We start from the raw sequence: 19,631 nt of genomic DNA, 5'->3' as shown, positions 1-19,631 counted from the left end.
ATATATTTTGCCTGTAATAGCCCGTTATTCCGGCAGCAAACGCAAATATGAGCGAGGTGCTTAAAAAATGGCAAGGCCGTTTAAATGCAGATGTATCTGTTCCAAGCCCGAAACAACATGCTTTGTTCCGGAGAATGCGGACGGAACGGGAAGGGTGGTAATCGGATATGACGAATATGAAGTGATCCGGTTGCTTGATTATGTTGCGCTTACGCAGGAGCAGTGCGCTGAAAAAATGAATGTCTCCCGGCCAACCGTGACCCGGATGTATGACAGCGCACGGCGGAAAATGGCGGATGCGCTGGTAAATGGAAAAAAGATATGCATAGAGGGCGGCGACGTCGCCGTGTGCACTGCCATGAAGCCGCAATGCGCCCATGAAAAATATTGCTGCCTCAGGAACAAAGACAAGCAGGTTTGAGGAATGCGGATGTGCGGAATGGGAAACGACGGCGCAAAAATGCCGGGTCGGCCGGAAAAATATGCCGCCAGAATGAAGGAACAAAGGCGTGACAACCGAAAACAGCAGTTGTCGTTTTTGACTGTTGTGTTATGATAGAGTGTATGAGTGATGGCTTTTTACCCATATCCAAAGCGGATATGGAGAAAAATGGAATTAAGCAGCTTGATTTTGTATTGGTAACGGGGGATGCCTATGTGGATCATCCGTCGTTTGCGCATGCAATCATTTCGCGCTACCTTGTGGCCCATGGTTATTCCGTGGGGATCATAGCCCAGCCGGCATGGAAAACCTCCGGCGATTTCAAGAGGTTGGGAAGGCCGAGGCTCGGCTTCCTGATCAGTGCGGGCAATATGGACAGCATGGTAAACCTGTATTCCGTAACAAAGCATCGCCGGGCAAAGGACCTGTATTCGCCCGGGGGAAAAGCCGGAAAAAGGCCTGCGCGTTCCACGATTGTCTATACGAAGAGAATCCGCGAGGCCTACGGTGACATACCGGTAATCATCGGTGGAATTGAAGCGAGCTTGCGGCGGTTTGCGCATTATGATTATTGGGATAACGAGGTGAAGCCTTCCATATTGATGGAAAGCGGCGCGGACCTTCTGGTTTACGGTATGGGCGAACGGCCGATCATTGAAATTGCCGAGGCGCTTGACGGCGGCCTTGCCGCACGGGATATCACTTACGTGGAAGGCACCTCCTACCCTGCGCCCACGCTCGAGCGGGTATATGAATACAAAGAACTGCCGTCCTTCAAGCAAGTCTGTGCGGATAAAAAAGTATATGCGCAGGCCTTTATGATGGAAATGCGCGAACGGGAAACGGCGCTGGTGCAGGAATATGGGAATGGCTTTATTGTACAAAATATTCCGTCAAAGCCGTTAAACCAAAAGGAGCTTGATTTTGTTTATTCATTGCCCTATATGCGCGCCGCCCATCCGATGTATGAAAAGCCCATACCCGCGCTTGACGAAGTGAAATTCAGCATCACTGCAACCCGGGGATGTATTGGTGCGTGTGCGTTCTGCGCGCTCTACTACCACCAGGGAAAGAATGTGGCATGGCGAAGCATGGAGAGCGTCGTCGCGGAAGCAAAGCAGTTTACGCAGGATACGGAATTCAAAGGCTATATCCATGACGTAGGCGGCCCGACTGCAAATTTCTACGGAGTGAAATGTACGAACCCCAGGGGCAGGTGCACTGTGCGTCGGTGCCTGACGCCCGAAAAGTGCAGGTATTTGAAAGAGAACCAGGCGGAATATGTCAGGCTTTTACGCAAAGTCCGCACGGTTGACGGCGTAAAAAAGGTGTTCATTCGTTCGGGAATCCGGTATGATTATGCGCTTCTTGATAAAAGCGGGGAATTTGTAAGAGAGCTTGCCGCGCATCATGTCAGCGGACAACTGAAACTTGCACCGGAGCATGTGAGCCCCGACGTCTTGAAATTGATGGGAAAACCGGAAATCGAAAAATACCAGCGGTTTTGCCAGAAATTCACCGCCGCTTCACAGCGGGCCCGGAAAAAGCAATATGTTTTGCCGTATTTTATGTCGTCCCATCCGGGATGTACAATGACGGATGCGGTGCGGCTTGCGGAATTTATCCGCGATACGGGTTTTATGCCCGAACAGGCACAGGATTTTTATCCGACGCCCGGGACGCTCGCAACATGTATGTATTATACGGGGATCAATCCCGAAACAGGGAAGAAGATATATGTTCCGAGGAGCGCGGAAGAAAAATCGATGCAGCGTGCGCTTATACAATATAAGAATCCGAAAAATCGTGAAATTGTGAAAAAAGCGCTGCGGAAAGCGGAGCGGGACGACCTCATCGGCAATGGGAAAAAGAAGCTTGTAAGGGACTGAAACAGAGCTTTCGGGGAAGAAATATATCTGTTAATTCGTATTGCGTACGGGTTATAAATATAGTATACTATTCTCTGTATTGTTCTGCAATTTTATAGTTTTGAAACAATCTAGGAGGATGAAAATGGCTGCTAAATTAGAGACGCTGGAAGGAAACAAAGCGAAACTGGAATTGAATGTTTCCGCTGATAAATTTGAGGAAGGGATTTCAAAAGCGTATCAGAAATTAAAGGGGAAATTCAACATTCCCGGATTCCGGAAAGGAAAGGCACCGCGGAAGATGGTCGAAAACTTTTACGGCCCTCAGGTGTTTTATGAAGATGCGTTGGATGAGATTATTCCGCAGGCATATCTCGATGCAGTCAAGGAGCATGAACTGGATGTGGTTTCAAGGCCGGAATACGACGTTTTGAGCATCGACCAGAAAGACGGTGTGGTGGTAACGGCTACCGTAGTTTTGAAACCGGTTGTGAAGCTTGGAAAATATGAAGGCATCAAAGTAAAGAAACCGGTAGAAAAAATTACGGCAAAAGATGTTGACGCCGAAATTGAAAAAACGCGCGAACAGAATGCAAGATGGGTTGAAGTAGAGCGTGCTTCCAAAAATGGCGACACTGTTTTGCTTGATTTCGTCGGTAGTATCGACGGAGTGAAATTTGAAGGCGGAGCGGCGGAAGACCAGACGCTCGTCTTAGGCGAGGGACGCTTTATCCCCGGGTTTGAGGAACAGATTGTCGGCATGAAGGCCGGGGACGAAAAGGATATTAATGTAAAATTCCCGGACGACTACACGCCCGAGTTTGCAGGAAAAGACGCGGTATTTGCAATTACGCTGAAGGCGGTAAAAGAAAAAGAACTGCCCGAGCTTGACGATGATTTTGCGCAGGATGTTTCAGAATTTGATACGCTTGCGGATTACAAGAAAGACGTTAAGAAAAAGTTGCAGGAACGTGCGGATATGCGCGCAAAAGCGGAAATGGAGAACCAACTGCTTGAAGCCGTGGCAAAAGGAATCAAAGTAGAGATTCCCGACGTAATGGTCGACGACCAGATTGATTATCAAATTCAGCAGATGTCTTACCAGCTGATGTACCAGGGTATGAAGATTGAAGATTACCTGAAATATATGGGCAAGACAATGCAGGACCTGCGGAACGATTACAGGGAAAGTGCGCAGGAGCAGGTGCGTATGCGTTTGGCTGTGGAAGCGCTCCTGAAAAAACTCGAGATCGATCCTACAGAAGAGGATATCGAGAAAAAGTACGAAGAACTCGCAAAGGACGCGAACAAGACCGTGCAGGAATTCAAGGATACCATGAGCACGCAGGAAATCGATTATTTCAAAGAGCGCGTTGCGATGGAACAACTGTTTGATTACCTTGTCTCCAAGGCGGAGATTGAAGAGGTCGATCCGAAAAAGGAAGCAGCTGAAAAGAAGAAGGCTTCAAAAGACAGCACAAAAGAAGAACCTGCCAAGGATTCCGATAAAAAAGCAGCTAAGAAAACGGCAGAAAAAGAGAAAGATGCTGACAAACCGAAAGCTGCAAAGGAATAACAATTTTCTATGCACGCAGCCCTCGGGCATGTGCAGCAAGGAGGTTATTTTATGAGCTTAGTACCAATTGTGGTAGAACAGACGAACCGGGGAGAACGGTCGTATGACATTTTTTCCCGCTTATTAAGGGATAGGATTATCTTCCTGTCCGGGGAAATCGACGACACTGTTGCCAACCTCGTAGTGGCGCAGCTTATTTTCCTGGAAGCGGAAGACCCCGATAAAGATATTTACCTGTACATCAACAGCCCCGGCGGTTCGATTACGGCCGGGATGGCGATTTACGATACCATGCAGTATATTAAGTGCGATGTAAGCACCATCTGCATCGGCATGGCGGCTTCCATGGGAGCGTTTTTGATGGCGGCGGGCCAGAAGGGCAAACGCAAAGCGCTGCCGAACAGTGAGATTATGATTCACCAGCCGCTTGGCGGTACGCAGGGGCAGGCAACCGATATTGCCATCCATGCGCAGCGCATTGTTGCGATCAAAGAAAAGATGAGCAAGATTTTAAGTGAACGAACTGGACAGACGCTGAAAAAAGTGCAGAAAGATGTCGAACGCGATTATTTCATGACCTCGGAAGAGGCCTTGGAATACGGGATTATCGACGAGATCATTCCTGCGAAATAGCGTCAGAGGTGAATAAAGTATGTATGATAATTATAATGACGGCGACGGCCAGATCAAGTGCACATTCTGCGGCAAAACGCAGGATGAGGTGCGCAGGCTTGTAGCCGGACCCGGCGTATATATCTGCGACGAGTGCGTGGAATTGTGCCGGGAAATCATCGATGAGGAGTTTAAGGAAGCGGCTAAATTTGAGCTGAAAGAAATTCCGAAGCCGTCGGAGATTGTGGATACGCTGAACGATTATGTGATCGGCCAGGATAAAGCCAAGAAGTATTTGGCAGTGGCGGTGTACAATCACTATAAAAGAATTAATGCGGAATCCGGCGAGGATGAAACGGAAGTCCAGAAGAGCAACATCCTGATGCTGGGACCGACGGGAAGCGGAAAAACGTTGCTTGCACAGACGCTTGCGCGGATATTGAATGTTCCGTTTGCAATCGCGGATGCAACGTCGCTTACCGAGGCGGGATATGTGGGCGAGGATGTGGAAAACATTCTGCTGAAACTTATCCAGGCCGCAGATTTTGATATTGAGCGCGCGCAGAAGGGAATTATCTATGTGGACGAAATCGATAAGATCGCCCGCAAAACGGATAACCCCTCAATTACCCGGGATGTATCCGGCGAGGGTGTGCAGCAGGCGTTGCTGAAGATTCTTGAAGGGACGGTTGCCAGTGTTCCTCCGCAGGGCGGACGGAAGCATCCGCATCAGGATTTTCTGCAAATTGATACGACGAACATCCTGTTTATTTGCGGCGGAGCGTTTGACGGGCTCGATTCGATCATCGAAAGCCGTATTGGAAAAAAGGCGATGGGCTTTGGCGCCGATGTAAAGAGCAAGCAGGAAAAGGATATCAGTGCCCTCCTTGGGCAATTACAAACGGAAGACCTGTTGAAATTCGGCTTAATCCCGGAATTCGTAGGCCGTTTGCCGGTGGTCGTAAACCTGCAGTCGCTGGATGAGAAGGCGTTGGTGGAAATCCTTAAGAAGCCTAAAAATGCGCTTACTAAGCAGTATAGAAAGCTGTTTGAGATAGACGGCGTAGAGCTCGAATTTGAAGACGAGGCGCTGAAAGAGGTTGCAAAGCTTGCAATCGAGCAAAAAACAGGCGCGCGGGGGCTGCGCAGTATCATTGAATCCTCCATGATGGATATTATGTATGATCTGCCGTCGAGGAACGATGTTTTGAAATGCGTCATTACCAAAGAGACGATTGATTCCCAGAAACCGATGCTGGTAATGGGTGAAAAACCAGCGCTGCCCAAGGCAAGGAAAAAGGAAGAAACCGCTTCCTGAAGGGAATAAAGCGGGAAGAACGGGAGCCGTGCTCCCGTTCTTTTTTTGTTTGCTATATTTTGTGGCCTGTTATATAATATTACAGTATGTATACATAAATGTTGTGGAGGAAAGGTTATGTCAAAGACATATACGGCGGGGGATATTCAGGTTCTGGAAGGGCTTGACGCGGTTCGCCGCCGTCCCGGAATGTATATTGGCACGACAAGCTCACGCGGGCTTCATCATCTTTTGTGGGAAATTGTAGACAACGGAATTGACGAAGCGGCAAACGGTTACGCGAATAAGCTTATCGTGACAATTCATCCGGATAATTCAATCTCGGTGGAAGACAACGGGCGGGGCATCCCCACCGGGCTTCACCCGGAACTCAAAATATCGGGCGTGGAGGTGGTGTTCACCCAGCTTCATGCAGGCGGCAAGTTCAACAATGAAAACTATGCCTATTCGGGCGGGCTGCACGGCGTCGGCGCATCGGTGGTTAATGCGCTCTCCAAATGGCTCGAAGTGGAAGTTTATCAAAATGGAAAAATTTATTATCAAAAATATGTGACGGAAGCTGATCTGAAAGGAAAAATGCAGGTCGGAAAACCGGTTGCTCCTTTAAAGGAAATCGGGGAAACGCGGAAAAAGGGGTCTAAAATCACCTTTCTTCCGGATGATACGATTTTTGATACCATCGATTTTCAGTTCGACGTGGTAAGACGCCGCCTCCGTGAGTTGGCGTTTTTGACCAAGGGGCTGAATATTACGCTTTTTGACGAGAGGCAGATGACAGGCGGGCGTCCCCGCAAGGAGACCTTTGAATATACGGGAGGAATTGTGGACTTTGTTCTCTACCTGAACAAAGACAAAACTCCGCTCCATGCGGCGCCAATCCTCCTTGAGGGAGTGAAGCGGGATATTGTGGTCAGTATTGCCATGCAATACAATTCAAGCTATACGGAAAGTATCTTTTCCTATGTAAACAATATTCCGACCACAGAGGGCGGTATGCATGAAACAGGCTTTAAAACCGCGCTTACCAAGGTGATGAACGATTATGCGCGCAGCAATAACCTTTTGAAAGAGAAGGAAGCGAACCTTACGGGGGACGATTTTCGGGAAGGCCTGTGCGCGGTCGTTAATATCAAAATGAAAAATGTGCAGTTTGAAGGGCAAACAAAGACCAAGCTGGGAAATGCGGAAGCGCGGGTTGCCGTGGAAGCAGTCGTTACCGAGAAGCTTTCGGCGTTTATGGCAGATTTGAATAACACCCAAATTTGCACGAAGATATTGGAAAAGGCCGTGGGAGCGGCACGCGTACGTGAAGCGGCGCGCAAGGCAAAGAAAATGGAGCGCGCCAAAAGTAAGCTGGAGAGTTCGCCGCTCGTGGGGAAACTTTCCGCCTGTACGGGCCGGAAACCGGAGCTGAACGAACTGTTCATCGTCGAGGGCGACAGTGCCGGCGGGAGCGCCAAACAGGGACGCGACCGCCGTTTTCAGGCAATTTTGCCGCTGCGCGGGAAACCCTTGAATGTGGAGAAAAAACGTGTCGACCAGGTGCTTGCCAACGAGGAGTTCCGCTCGATCATTACTGCGCTTGGGGCCGGGTTTGATGACAGCTTCAATATCAACAATATTAAATATAACAAGGTAATTATCCTCGCGGATGCGGACCAGGACGGCGGGCATATCCGCGCGATCCTGATTACGTTCTTTTACCGCTACTTCAAAGAGCTGATTACCGACGGGCACCTTTATATTGGGCGGCCGCCCCTTTATAAAATTGCCAAGGGAAGCAAGGTGCTGTATGCCTACAATGAAGAACAGCTGGAAGCCGCCAAGTCAAAAATCGGCCGCGGCTATACGGTGCAGCGGTATAAGGGACTTGGGGAAATGAACCCGGAGCAGCTTTGGGATACGACGATGGACCCTGAAAAACGCTCCCTGATCCGTGTGACAATCGACGACCTTGCGGATGTGGAGCAGATTGTGACCACGCTGATGGGGGATAACGTGGAGCCGCGTAAACAATATATCGCCGAACACGCGAATTTCAATAAACAGGATAATTTCGAGGTAGTGCAGCATGAAATCGAAACAAATTAATTACAACGAAGAGATTATTGATGCGGCTTTGGACGAGGTCATGCATACCTCCTTTATCACATATGCGGAGTATGTCACGATGGAGCGTGCGCTTCCGCGCGTGGAAGACGGCCTCAAGCCGGTGCAGAGGCGTATTTTGTATACGATGTATGACCTTGGCATCCTGCCGGATAAGCCCTATAAAAAGTCGGCGAGGATCGTCGGCGAGGCCCTTGGTAAATATCATCCGCATGGCGACACCAGCGTCTATGACGCAATGGTGCGTCTTGCGCAGCCTTATGCGATGCGTATGCCGCTCGTGGACGGTCATGGGAACTTTGGCTCGCCGGATGGCGACAGCGCCGCGGCGATGCGTTATACGGAGGCGCGGCTTTCACCGCTGGCCCTTGAGATGCTGCGGGATTTGGGTAAGGATACGGTACCGTTCCGGCCGAATTTCGACGATACGGAGCGTGAGCCGGATATGCTTCCGGCACGTTATCCGAACCTGCTTGTAAACGGGTCGTCCGGAATTGCGGTAGGCCTTGCGACCAACATTCCACCGCATAACCTTGGAGAAGTGATCGACGGGGTAATCGCGCGCATCGAAAACCCGGAATGCAGCCTTGCGGACGTGATGAAGCATATCAAGGCGCCCGATTTTCCGACGGGCGGATATCTCCTCGGCGGTGACGGTCTGAAACAGGCGTATGAAACCGGAAAAGGCAAGATACAGATGCGCGCGAAGACGCACATCGAAAAAACAAAAAACGGAAAGAGCCTGATCGTAATCACGGAGATTCCTTATGAAGTCCGTAAATCTGCAATGCTGGAAAAAATTCTTGCGGTAAGCGAGAACAGGAAGGAGCTTTTTGCCGGGATCGACGATATCCGCGACGAATCCGACCGGGAGGGAATCCGGGCGGTGGTAGAGGTTAAAAAAGGCCATGATCCGGAAAAAATCCTGAACCTGCTGTTCAAGTATACGGACCTTCAGACGACCTTCGGAATCAACATGATGGTGATTGCGGACGGTTCGCCCAAGCAGCTCGGCCTGCTGCCGATTATCGACCATTATATCCGGCACCAGAAAAATGTGATTACGCGCCGGACGCAGTTTGATCTTGAGAAGGCCGAAAAGCGGGAACACATCCTGCTTGGCCTGATTATCGCGGTAAAAAATATTGACCGGGTGATCCGGATCATTCGTTCCTCGAAAAATTCAGACGAGGCGAAACACCGGCTGATGAAAGAATTCAACCTCACCGGGGTACAGGCGCAGGCAATCCTCGATATGCGGCTCGCACGCCTTACCAACCTTGAGGTCGAGCTCCTGGAAAATGAATATAAAGAGGTTGTGGCGCTGATCAAATATTTGCGCTCTATCCTGGGTTCCGAAGCCAAGCTTTTGGAAGTCATCCGCGGGGAACTTTTGGCGGTGAAGGAAAAATATGCGGATAAGCGGCGCACACAGCTCATGAAAGAGGAGCAGGCGCATATCGAGATAGACGAGAGCGAGTTCATGGTGGTGGAAGAATGCACCGTGATCCTGACGCGCGGCGGTAATCTTAAGCGTATGTCGCCAAAAGCGCTGCAAAAGGGGATGGAGACGGGCGAGCTGGAAGAAAAGCTCCAGCCGGTATTGCTGGTGCCCACCGATACGTCGGGGAAGCTTTACCTGTTTACCAACAAAGGCAATATGATGATTCTGCCTGTTACGTCTGTTCCGGAAGCACGTATGAAGGATGCGGGGAAATCGATCAACGCGCTGGTCTCCGGGGTGGATGCCGATGAAGAGATTTTGAATATCCTGACAAAGGACGATTTTGAGAGTAAGCTGATGTATTTCGCAACCGCAAACGGATTGGTGAAAGCGACGCAGATGGAAGAGTTTGACGTCAAAAAATCCAAAATCATGGCCTGCGGCCTGAAGGAAGGCGATACGCTCATCTATGCAAAGCCCAATGTGCCGGATGTGGAAAATATGATTTTTATTACATCGGACGGCATGTCCATCAATATCCGCAAGAGCGAAATATCCGTGATGGGCAGGAGCGGAAAGGGCGTCGGCGCCGTGAAACTCGGAAAGCATGCCAGGGTTGTATTTGCAGAGCAAATCGAAAACGGCCAGGAAGGCGACATCCTGCTGATGACGGAAAAGGGATATGCAAAGCGGACGCCGGTTGCCGAATTCGAGGAGCAGGGGCGGAACGGAAAAGGCCTTAAGTCCTACCAGCTTTCGGAGGCTTCCGGGCGGCAGGTGATAGGGGCGCTCCTGATCGATAAGATTTCAACCGTGACCGGAGTGCAGAAATCGGGCGACCTCAGCAAAGTTTCCACAGACAGCATTCCGGCGGGGGCGCGCAACACGCGGGGAGAACAGGTGATTCTTGCCGTGATGGGAAACGATGTAAAGCTGCTGTATAAGAACATCTTTGACTGATCGCTTTTTTTTCGCATAGTAATGTGCTAAAATGTAGGTGTATAAAAATATGCCTACATTTTGCATTGCGAGGTGTTTTCAAGTGTATCATTCAAAACTAAAGTCAAAAGAACTGGATACTTTATTCAAGGCGGTATTGTCCCTCAAAAGCGAGGAAGAATGCTACATGTTTTTTGAGGATTTGTGTACCGTTGCGGAGCTTTCGGCAATCGCGCAGCGTTATAAGGTGGCGCAGATGCTGAAGGACGGCATCACCTGCCATGCGATTGCGGAAAAGACCGGGGCGTCCACCGCGACAATTTCGCGTGTGAACCGCTGCCTCAATTATGGAACGGGCGGATATGGTAAGGTTCTTGAAAGAAACGGGAAAAAGGGAGAATAATTGATTTGTATCAACTGAATGAACGGCAGCAGCAGGCGGTAGAGGCAATTTCAGGAGCCGTGCTTGTTCTTGCGGGCGCAGGAAGCGGGAAAACGCGTGTTTTAACCGAACGGGTGGCCTACCTGATTAATGAAAAAAATGTGGCGCCGTGGCAGATTTTGGCGATCACATTTACCAATAAAGCGGCGCAGGAAATGAAGGAGCGCATTTCGGGCGTTGTCACGGCGGATATGCGGGATATGTGGATCAGCACCTTCCATGCGATGTGCGTGCGCATGCTCAGGCGGTATGCGGACAAGCTCGGTTATAGCAGTAATTTTTTGATTTACGATACGGATGATACGCTGCGGCTGCTGAAGAAAATATTGGAGCGGATGGGGCTGAAGGAGAATAAAAGCTATTCCGACCGGTATATTAAAAACCTGATCAGCAAATATAAAAATGATAATACGACGCTCGATTTTGACCAGTATGCGGAGGAGCGGAACCCGTTTGTGGCGGAACATGCCGGTGAGATTTTTGACGAATATACGCAGGAGCTCCACAAGCAGAACGCGATGGATTTTGACGACCTGCTGCTCAATACGCTGCTGCTGCTCGAAACGGACGGCGAGGCGAGAACCTATTACCAGAACAAATTCCACTATATATTGGTGGACGAGTATCAGGATACCAATATGGTTCAGTACAAGCTGATAAAAATATTGTCGGAAGGTTATGGCAACATCTTTGTGGTGGGTGACGACGACCAGTCGATCTATGCATTCCGCGGAGCGAATATCCGTAATATTCTCGAATTTGAAAAGGACTTTCCGGGGGCGACGGTAATCCGCCTGGAGCAGAATTACCGTTCGGACAAAAAAATCCTCGACGTTGCGAATTGTGTCATCAAAAACAATGAAGGACGCAAGGGCAAGACCTTATGGAGCGATATTGACGAGGGCGAAAAGCCCGTGCTCTATACGGCGAACAGCGAATATGAAGAAGCGGAGACAATTGCGCGGGAAATCCAAAGGCTATCCGACGAAGGAATGCGTTATTCGGATATGGCAATTTTGTACCGCATCCATACGCTTTCGCGAATCCTGGAGGAAAAGCTTCGCCTGTATGCGATTCCTTACCGCATTTATGGAGGCATCAGCTTCTATGAACGCCGGGAAATCAAGGATATGGTGGCATACCTCAATATCATTGCAAACCCGGCGGCGGATTTGCAGCTTTTGCGGATTATCAATACGCCCAAACGGGCGATCGGGACCGCAAAGGTCGACGCACTGGCGCGGGCGGCGGAATATAACAGCATCTCCATTCTGGAAGTAATGCAAAATGCGAATGTTTTGCTTACGGATAAAACGCTTATAAAAAAAGCGAATGAATTCTACGAAATGTATAGACGTTTGAGCGACGGATATGCAGACCTGACCGTGCATGAAGTGCTGGAGCGTGCATATGAGGTTTCGGGTTATAAAAAGATGCTGGAAGAGGAACAGACCCCCGAGGCGGAAGCGCGTATCGAGAACATCGCGGAATTAATCAATTCCGCATATACGTACGACGAGGAAGAGGACGCTTCGCTCGAGGGCTTTCTGCAGAATATTGCGCTTATTACCGACCTCGACAGCATGGATGACAAGGGCGGCGTAACCCTGATGACGATGCATGCCGCCAAGGGACTGGAATTCGACGCAGTGTTTGTCGCCGGGATGGACGAAAATATTTTCCCGAGCCAGCGGGCAATTGACGAAGACAATGTGGAAGAGGAACGGCGGCTTTGCTATGTTGCGGTAACGCGCGCGAAGCGGCGTTTATACATGCTGCATTCCAATATGCGCACGCTGTACGGACGGATGCAGCCTTCCGTGCAGTCGCGGTTCCTGGATGAAGTCGACCAGGATTTGCTGAATTGCATCGGCAAGAAAAAGCCGGTAATCTCGGCCAAGCCTTCCGCGCCTCAGGGAAAACAAGGTTTGTTCCAGGGCGAGTTCAGCTTCCAGAAGAAAGCGGCTCCGCAAAAAGTGACGGGGGATTATAAAATTGGAACGGTCGTGGAGCATAAGACATTTGGCCGCGGAAAGGTGAAGAGCATCGCGGGCGAGGGGGATTCGCGTGTGGCTGTGGTGGATTTCTATGAAGCGGGCGAAAAGAAAATGTTTCTTGCCTTTGCATCCTTAAAGATTTTGAAATAGGTGGTGCGCCTTTATGGAGCGTATGAGAGAGCTGATCGACCAACTGAATGATTATGCGTACCGGTATTATGTGCTTGATGATCCGGCAGTTGCCGACGCGGAATATGACAGGCTCTATGACGAGCTTGCCGCGCTTGAAGAGAAAGCCGGGAAAATCGAGCCGGATTCCCCGACCCAGCGCGTAGGCGGAAAACTTCTGGAAGGTTTCAGGAAGCATACGCATCTTGCGCCGCTTTGGAGCCTTGATAAGGCGCAGAGCCTTGACGACGTGATTGCGTGGCAGGAGCGGACCAATAAGCAGATTCGGGGGCTGGGACTGCCGGAGGCAAGCTATTCGCTCGAATATAAATTTGACGGACTCACGATTAACCTGACCTATGACGGAGGATACCTTGCCGGTGCGGCGACGCGCGGGAATGGAATTGTGGGGGAAGACGTCACAGAACAGGTGAAAACAATACAGTCCATCCCTTTAAAAATTGATTTTTTGGGCAAAATGGAAGTGCAGGGAGAGGCGATCATGCGCCTTTCGGTGCTGGAGAAATATAACGAAACGGCGGATGAACCGCTCAAAAATGCGCGCAATGCCGCCGCGGGAGCCATCAGGAACCTCGACCCGGCGCAAACGGCCAAAAGGCACCTGGATGCTTTCATTTACAATATAGGGTATATCGAAGGAAAGACATTTCAAAATCATCAGGAAATGATTGCATTCCTTCGCAGCAATAAATTTAATGTCAGCACCTATGAGAAAGTTTTTACCGACGTATCGGATATTAAGGCCGCGGTAGACGAAGTGGAACGCACACGGGACCGGCTTGATTTCCTGATTGACGGAATGGTTGTCAAGATTACGGATTTCGGGACGCGCGACGCGCTCGGCTATACGCAGAAATTTCCCCGGTGGGCAATTGCCTACAAATTTGCCGCAGAGGAAATGACCACCCGAATCGTGGATGTAACATGGGATGTGGGGCGGACCGGGAAACTGACCCCGCTGGCGCACCTCGAGCCGGTTGAGCTTGCGGGGGCGACGATCCGCCGGGCAACGCTCAACAATTACGAGGACATTCTCCGCAAGCATGCCGCAATCGGCGCGAATGTTTTCATCCGGCGCTCCAATGACGTAATTCCCGAAATTTTGGGCGCCTCGCCCGTACAGGACGGAGAACTTACGCCCATCCGCAAGCCGACGCATTGCCCGGCCTGCGGGACAAAGCTCGAGGAAGTCGGACCAAACCTTTACTGTCCCAATTCTTTAAATTGCAAACCGCAGCTTACTTCGCGCATGGTACACTTCGCATCCAGGGACGCGATGGATATCGAGAACCTCAGCGAAAAGACAATCGGGCTGATGTTTGAAAAGCTGGATATCAAAGACATCGCGGCAATTTATACGCTGACGGATGAACAGCTTTTAAGCCAGGAGGGGTTTAAAGAAAAACGGACGGAAAATATCCTTTCCGCGATTGAAGCGAGTAAAAAACCACCGCTTGCCAATTTCATCTATGCATTGGGAATTTCAAATGTCGGCAAAAAGACGGCGAAAGACCTCGCGCAAACCTTCCATACCTACGAACGGCTGAAAAACGCGACGATGGAAGAGCTCGTGGCGATTCGGGACGTGGGGGAAGTTGTCGCCAGGGATATCGTTGATTTTTTCCACAATGAAAATTATATGCGCGTCGTGCAGGAGCTTTTCGATGCGGGCGTACAGCCGGGGGAGGACGCCGGGGCAGCCCCGGGAGGGAAGTTTGAAGGGAAAACGTTTGTCCTCACGGGGACTCTTACCCAATATACGCGGAAGCAGGCCCAGGAACTTATTGAAAACCTTGGCGGAAAAACAAGCTCTTCTGTCAGCAAAAAAACAGATTATGTTTTGGCGGGCGGGGAAGCGGGCGGTAAACTTCGAAAAGCGCAGGAGTTGGGCGTTACCGTAATTTCGGAAGATGAGTTCAAAGAAATGTTATAAGGAGTATGGAATCATGCTAAAGGAAAGAGCGTTGGAGTATTATCAGCATAAGGGATGCAACTGCGCGGAATCAATTATTCGTGCGGCAAACGACGAGTATGGGCTTGGAATCAATGAAGAGGGCCTGAAGGCGTTCGGGGGCTTCGGCGGCGGTATGCAGTGCGGAAGCGTATGCGGGGCCGTATGTGCCGGAATTGGCGCAATCAGCGCAAAAGAAATTGAAACAAATGCGCACCAGACGGAAACGCTCGAATCCAAATGCAATGCGATGATGAGCGGTTTCAAGGAAAAATTCGGAAGCGTATTTTGCACCAAGGTACGCAAGGAGAATTTTGAGAAAGGCAGCCGCTGCGGGAAAGTCGTGGAGGGCGCTGCGGAAGTGCTCGAAAGTATTATGAAATAAGGGCTTGGACGAACGGGGAATAAACGGTTGTTTATCCCCCCGTTTTTTTCTAAGCTATTCACCGCTACGGCGTTTTATGCTATAATAAATGATTATTGAACTACTATGAAAAAAGGACGGAAAACATATGCGCGTTACATTGGAAGAAGTCGAGAGGATTGCATCGCTCTCGATGCTCAGTCTCGATGAGGAAAAGAAAAAGATGCTCCAGAAGAATTTAGACGATATACTGGGCCATGCGCAAAAGCTCAATGAGCTCGATACGGAAGGCGTCGAGCCGACTTCGTATATCCTGAAACAGCAAAACGTCGTGCGTGAAGACGTCCCGGGCAAGGTATGGGAACGGGAAGAAATGCTTCGGAACGCGCCCGAAAAGGAAGACGGCTTTTTCACTGTGCCCAAGGTCGTGGATTGACGGAGGAAACGAAAGCGATGGAACTTACAGCATTGAATATCACGCAGGCGGCAGACCTGCTTGCCAAAAAAGAACTTTCTTCGGCCGAATTGACGCAGGCCTATATTGACCGCATAGAGAAAGTGGAACCGAAAATGAACGCCTTGGTTACGACCTGCGCGGAGGAAGCGCTCGAAACGGCGAGGCGTGTGGATGAAAAGCGTGCAGGGGGCGGGGCGCTCGGACGTCTCGCGGGGATTCCCGCTATTATCAAAGATAACATGTGCACCAAGGGGATTCTTTCGACAGCCTCTTCTAAAATGCTTTATAATTACAAGCCGGTTTATGATGCGACAGTCATTGAAAAATTGAAGGCAGAAGACTATGTGCTGCTCGCGAAGGCAAATATGGATGAATTTGCGATGGGCTCGTCCACCGAAACGTCATATTTTGGCGTAACGAAAAATCCGTGGGATACGTCGCGTGTGCCGGGCGGTTCGTCCGGCGGCAGCGCAGCCTGTGTTGCGGCGGATGAAGCGGTGTTCTCCCTCGGCTCGGATACGGGCGGTTCCGTCCGCCAGCCGGCGGCGTTTTGCGGCGTTGTCGGGCTGAAGCCGACGTATGGAACGGTTTCGCGGTTTGGACTCATGGCATTTGCATCCTCGCTCGACCAGATTGGCCCCCTGACCAAAACGGTGGAAGATTCGGCATTTGTGCTCGATGTTATCGCGGGGAATGACAAAAAGGATTCGACCTCCGCCATTATGGATTATCCGCACTATGGGGAAGGAATGAAGCGGGACATTAAAGGAATGAAGGTTGGCATCCCGAAGGAATACCTGGAGCAGGAGATCGATCCGGAGGTGCGTCAGTCGTACCTCGACGCGATTAAGCTGTTCGAGGATATGGGCGCGGTTGTTGAGGAAACATCGCTGCCTACCTTTGACTATGCGCTTTCCGCTTATTATGTCATCGCCTCGGCGGAGGTGGCGTCCAACCTTTCGCGGTTTGACGGGATTCGTTACGGTTACCGTACGGAGCATTACAGCGATCTTAAGGAAATGTATAAAAATACGCGTTCCGAAGGCTTTGGCGATGAAACAAAACGCCGTATTATGCTTGGCAATTATGTGCTTAGCTCCGGCTACTACGACGCGTATTATTTGAAGGCATTGAAGGTGAAAACGCTCATCAAAAACGATTTTGACCGTTTGTTTGGCCAATACGATATCCTGCTCTCGCCCACGGCGCCCACGCCTGCGTTTAAGATCGGCGCAAAATCCACCCCGCTTGAAATGTACGTGAACGACCTGTTTACCGTACCGGTCAACATCGCGGGGGTGACGGCAATTTCCGTTCCGTCGGGCGTAACGAAAGAGGGGCTTCCCGTTTCCGTGCAGATGATTGCGAAGGCATTTGACGAAAACACAATGTTCCGCGCGGCATGGAACTTTGAGCAGGCTGTGAAATTTGATAAAAAACCGACGTTATGATGGAGAAAGACGATGAAATATGAAACTGTAATTGGTCTTGAAGTACATGTGGAAATGGCGACGGAAACCAAAATTTTCTGCGCATGCAAAAATAAGTTCGGTTCAAAGCCCAACACAAACGTATGCCCCGTATGCCTTTCAATGCCCGGAACACTGCCCGTTTTAAACGAGCAGGCTGTGGAGTATGGCGTGCGCGCGGGGCTGGCGCTGAATTGTGAAATCCCCAATTATTCCAAGCTTGACCGGAAGGGCTATTTTTACCCTGACCTAGCCAAAGCATACCAGATTTCACAATATGATTTTCCGCTGTGTTCCCGCGGCGAGGTGGAAGTGGAAGCGGACGGCGAAAAACATAAAATCGGGATTACGCGTATCCATATCGAAGAAGACGCCGGAAAACTGGTGCACCAGGGAACGGAAAGTTTTGTAGACTACAATCGCGGCGGCGTACCGTTGATGGAAATTGTAACGGAACCCGATTTCAGGAGCGCGCCGCAGGTGAAGGCGTTCCTTGATACGGTTCGTGCAAATATGGAATATATCGGCGTTTCCGACTGCAAGATGGAAGAAGGCTCCATGCGCTGCGATATCAATATTTCCGTTCGCCCGGTGGGCGAGGCGAAATACGGAACCCGAACGGAGCTCAAAAATATCAACAGCATTTCGGCGGCGCAGCGTGCGATAGAGTACGAATCAAAACGCCACATTGAAGTGATTGAGGACGGCGGGGAAATCGTGCAGGAAACGCGCCGCTGGGATGACGCCAAGGGCAAGACGTTCCCGATGCGCGATAAGGAAGAAGCGCATGATTACCGTTATTTCCCGGACCCGGATTTGGTGCCGGTCTATCTTACGGACGAGCGCATTGCCAAAATCAAAGCGGAGCTGCCCGAGTTGCCGGCTGCGAAGCGCAAGCGGTATGTAAGCGAATTCGGCCTGCCGGAATATGACGCGGGCGTGCTTACCATGTCTAAATATACGGCGAAGTTTTTCGAGGACAGCGTAGCAATCTATAATGAACCGAAGGCTATCAGCAATTATATTATGGTAGATTTGGCGCGGCTTTTGAAAGAGAATAATATGGAAGCCCGGGATATTCCCGTTTCTCCCGGGGATTTCACGGACCTGCTGAAGCTTGTAAGCGATGGGGTAATCAACTCGAGCGTGGGCAAGCAGGTGTTTGAGGAAATGTTTAAAACCGGGAAAAAACCCGCACAGATTGTAGAGGAAAAGGATTTAAAGCAGAACGACGATGCAGACGAAATCCTGGCGCTTGTCCGGCAGATCGTTGCGGACAACCCGAAACCGGTGGCGGATTATAAAGGCGGGAATAAAAAGGCGATGACCTTCTTTGTCGGCCAGGTGATGAAGGCGACAAAGGGTAAGGCAAATCCGAAAACAGTAAACGAACTGGTAAAGGCGGAGCTCGATAAAGCATGAGGCAGGGAAAGCTGACAAATGCAAAGCTGAGGGAGCTTGTAATCGACCGGCTTGAGCCGCGCAATGAGGAAACGGTTGTCGGCGCGGGCGTAGGAGAGGATTGCTGTGCAGTGATGACAGGCGACCTGTGCGTCGTTTCCACCGACCCGATTACCGCGGGCGGAAAACAGACGGGGGTCCTGGCGGTTCATATCAATGCGAACGACATTGCCGCCGCCGGTGCAAAGCCGATCGCCGCGCTGGTTACGCTCTTAATTCCGCCTTCGGCCGGGGAAGAAGAGGTGCGGACGCTGATGAACGAGCTTACGCATACGGCGCGCAGCCTTGACATTGATATCATCGGCGGCCATACGGAAGTGACGGACAGCGTAACGCGCATGGTGGTATCGGTAACCATGATCGGGAAACCGGTGGTAAAAGGGAAGATGTTCAAAACGTCCGATGTCCTTCCCGGGGACGACCTGGTTATGACGAAATATGCGGGACTCGAGGGGACTGCGATTATCGCATCGGATTATGCCGGAGGGCTTTCCTTTACGGAAGAGGAACGGGACCAGCTTGCAAAAATCAGCGGGGCGTTAAGCGTTGTGCGGGATGGCAGGATTGCGGCCGAAATCGAAGGGGTTCACGCCATGCACGACATTACGGAAGGCGGCGTCCTCGGCGCGGTCAGCGAGATGTGCGAGGCCTCGGGCGTGGGTGCGCGGATCGATCTTTCAGCGGTTCCGGTGCTGCCGCTTACCAGAAGGCTCTGCGAGGAATATGGGCTTGACGTTTATGGCTTGATTTCGTCGGGCAGTATGATGATTGCGGCGGAAGACGGAAACAAGGTTGCGGCGGCCATGGAAAAAAATGGAATTCCGGCAACCGTTATTGGCAAGGCCGGTGGACGCGGCGTGCATGACCTGTCTTCCGGAAGCGAACGGACGATAACGCCGTATCCGGCGGACGAACTATATAAAGTATTGGAAAGAAAGCTGTGATTGTGCTATAATTATAGCCAACGATTTTTGAAAGAGGTACGCGCGTTTG

15 protein-coding genes are annotated in these 19,631 nt (G+C 50.6%); all 15 read left to right on the top strand.

Going from position 1 to position 19,631, the window contains the following annotated elements; translation table 11 throughout:
• Positions 1 to 67: 67 nt before the first annotated feature.
• The 15 genes from BBD38_RS01785 (at position 68) to BBD38_RS01715 (ending at position 19,582) form a co-directional block, all read left to right on the top strand.
• On the top strand, positions 68 to 421 hold the full coding sequence (locus tag BBD38_RS01785; protein WP_066683846.1) for a DUF134 domain-containing protein: 354 nt from the start codon (positions 68 to 70) through the stop codon (positions 419 to 421).
• A 131-nt stretch (positions 422 to 552) separates the two neighbouring features.
• Entirely contained in the window at positions 553 to 2,331 is a 1,779-nt protein-coding gene (locus tag BBD38_RS01780; protein WP_082989405.1) for a YgiQ family radical SAM protein, read from the top strand.
• A 124-nt stretch (positions 2,332 to 2,455) separates the two neighbouring features.
• Positions 2,456 to 3,886, top strand: a complete 1,431-nt coding sequence (gene tig / locus BBD38_RS01775; protein WP_066683841.1) for a trigger factor — start codon at positions 2,456 to 2,458, stop codon at positions 3,884 to 3,886.
• Positions 3,887 to 3,937: 51 nt separating this feature from the next.
• Positions 3,938 to 4,519, top strand: coding sequence for an ATP-dependent Clp endopeptidase proteolytic subunit ClpP (gene clpP / locus BBD38_RS01770; protein ID WP_066683839.1), 582 nt, complete (start codon positions 3,938 to 3,940; stop codon positions 4,517 to 4,519).
• 19 nt (positions 4,520 to 4,538) lie between these two features.
• Positions 4,539 to 5,816 carry an ATP-dependent Clp protease ATP-binding subunit ClpX gene (gene clpX / locus BBD38_RS01765; RefSeq protein WP_066683837.1) on the top strand — a complete coding sequence of 426 codons (1,278 nt, stop codon included), beginning with the start codon at positions 4,539 to 4,541 and terminating at the stop codon, positions 5,814 to 5,816.
• Positions 5,817 to 5,933: 117 nt separating this feature from the next.
• Entirely contained in the window at positions 5,934 to 7,907 is a 1,974-nt protein-coding gene (locus BBD38_RS01760) for a DNA gyrase/topoisomerase IV subunit B (protein ID WP_066683835.1), read from the top strand.
• Entirely contained in the window at positions 7,888 to 10,329 is a 2,442-nt protein-coding gene (gene gyrA, locus BBD38_RS01755; RefSeq protein ID WP_066683833.1) for a DNA gyrase subunit A, read from the top strand. The genes BBD38_RS01760 and gyrA overlap by 20 nt, the downstream gene beginning before the upstream one ends.
• A gap of 82 nt (positions 10,330 to 10,411) precedes the next feature.
• Positions 10,412 to 10,711 (top strand): YerC/YecD family TrpR-related protein, encoded by a 300-nt coding sequence (locus BBD38_RS01750; RefSeq protein WP_066683831.1) that lies wholly within the window; start codon positions 10,412 to 10,414, stop codon positions 10,709 to 10,711.
• Between the two features lie 5 nt (positions 10,712 to 10,716).
• The gene (locus BBD38_RS01745) at positions 10,717 to 12,897 is read left to right on the top strand and encodes an ATP-dependent helicase (protein ID WP_082989402.1); all 2,181 of its coding nucleotides are present in this window, start codon (positions 10,717 to 10,719) and stop codon (positions 12,895 to 12,897) included.
• A gap of 13 nt (positions 12,898 to 12,910) precedes the next feature.
• Positions 12,911 to 14,869 carry an NAD-dependent DNA ligase LigA gene (gene ligA / locus BBD38_RS01740; RefSeq protein ID WP_066683825.1) on the top strand — a complete coding sequence of 653 codons (1,959 nt, stop codon included), beginning with the start codon at positions 12,911 to 12,913 and terminating at the stop codon, positions 14,867 to 14,869.
• A gap of 13 nt (positions 14,870 to 14,882) precedes the next feature.
• Positions 14,883 to 15,272, top strand: a complete 390-nt coding sequence (locus tag BBD38_RS01735; RefSeq protein WP_066683823.1) for a C-GCAxxG-C-C family (seleno)protein — start codon at positions 14,883 to 14,885, stop codon at positions 15,270 to 15,272.
• Between the two features lie 127 nt (positions 15,273 to 15,399).
• Positions 15,400 to 15,687, top strand: coding sequence for an Asp-tRNA(Asn)/Glu-tRNA(Gln) amidotransferase subunit GatC (gene gatC, locus BBD38_RS01730; protein ID WP_066683819.1), 288 nt, complete (start codon positions 15,400 to 15,402; stop codon positions 15,685 to 15,687).
• A 17-nt stretch (positions 15,688 to 15,704) separates the two neighbouring features.
• On the top strand, positions 15,705 to 17,159 hold the full coding sequence (gene gatA, locus BBD38_RS01725) for an Asp-tRNA(Asn)/Glu-tRNA(Gln) amidotransferase subunit GatA (protein ID WP_066684225.1): 1,455 nt from the start codon (positions 15,705 to 15,707) through the stop codon (positions 17,157 to 17,159).
• Between the two features lie 12 nt (positions 17,160 to 17,171).
• Positions 17,172 to 18,599 carry an Asp-tRNA(Asn)/Glu-tRNA(Gln) amidotransferase subunit GatB gene (gatB, locus tag BBD38_RS01720; protein WP_066683815.1) on the top strand — a complete coding sequence of 476 codons (1,428 nt, stop codon included), beginning with the start codon at positions 17,172 to 17,174 and terminating at the stop codon, positions 18,597 to 18,599.
• Entirely contained in the window at positions 18,596 to 19,582 is a 987-nt protein-coding gene (locus BBD38_RS01715; protein ID WP_066683812.1) for an AIR synthase family protein, read from the top strand. The genes gatB and BBD38_RS01715 overlap by 4 nt, the downstream gene beginning before the upstream one ends.
• Positions 19,583 to 19,631 lie beyond the last annotated feature (49 nt).

Origin of the sequence: Christensenella intestinihominis (assembly GCF_001678845.1) — a bacterium.
GTDB classification, from domain to species: Bacteria; Bacillota; Clostridia; order Christensenellales; family Christensenellaceae; genus Christensenella; species Christensenella intestinihominis.
Note: the sequence above shows the minus strand (reverse complement) of the source record. Positions and strands in the feature narration are given on the sequence as shown.

Excerpts from the sequence above, each read along its gene's own strand:
- BBD38_RS01785 (WP_066683846.1), top strand. The coding sequence starts at position 68 with ATGGCAAGGCCGTTTAAATGCAGATGTATCTGTTCCAAGCCCGAAACA.
- BBD38_RS01760 (WP_066683835.1), top strand. The coding sequence starts at position 5,934 with ATGTCAAAGACATATACGGCGGGGGATATTCAGGTTCTGGAAGGGCTT.
- gatA (WP_066684225.1), top strand. The coding sequence starts at position 15,705 with ATGGAACTTACAGCATTGAATATCACGCAGGCGGCAGACCTGCTTGCC.
- gatB (WP_066683815.1), top strand. The coding sequence starts at position 17,172 with ATGAAATATGAAACTGTAATTGGTCTTGAAGTACATGTGGAAATGGCG.
- gyrA (WP_066683833.1), top strand. The coding sequence starts at position 7,888 with ATGAAATCGAAACAAATTAATTACAACGAAGAGATTATTGATGCGGCT.
- ligA (WP_066683825.1), top strand. The coding sequence starts at position 12,911 with ATGGAGCGTATGAGAGAGCTGATCGACCAACTGAATGATTATGCGTAC.
- BBD38_RS01735 (WP_066683823.1), top strand. The coding sequence starts at position 14,883 with ATGCTAAAGGAAAGAGCGTTGGAGTATTATCAGCATAAGGGATGCAAC.
- BBD38_RS01715 (WP_066683812.1), top strand. The coding sequence starts at position 18,596 with ATGAGGCAGGGAAAGCTGACAAATGCAAAGCTGAGGGAGCTTGTAATC.
- BBD38_RS01780 (WP_082989405.1), top strand. The coding sequence starts at position 553 with ATGATAGAGTGTATGAGTGATGGCTTTTTACCCATATCCAAAGCGGAT.
- clpX (WP_066683837.1), top strand. The coding sequence starts at position 4,539 with ATGTATGATAATTATAATGACGGCGACGGCCAGATCAAGTGCACATTC.
- gatC (WP_066683819.1), top strand. The coding sequence starts at position 15,400 with ATGCGCGTTACATTGGAAGAAGTCGAGAGGATTGCATCGCTCTCGATG.
- tig (WP_066683841.1), top strand. The coding sequence starts at position 2,456 with ATGGCTGCTAAATTAGAGACGCTGGAAGGAAACAAAGCGAAACTGGAA.
- clpP (WP_066683839.1), top strand. The coding sequence starts at position 3,938 with ATGAGCTTAGTACCAATTGTGGTAGAACAGACGAACCGGGGAGAACGG.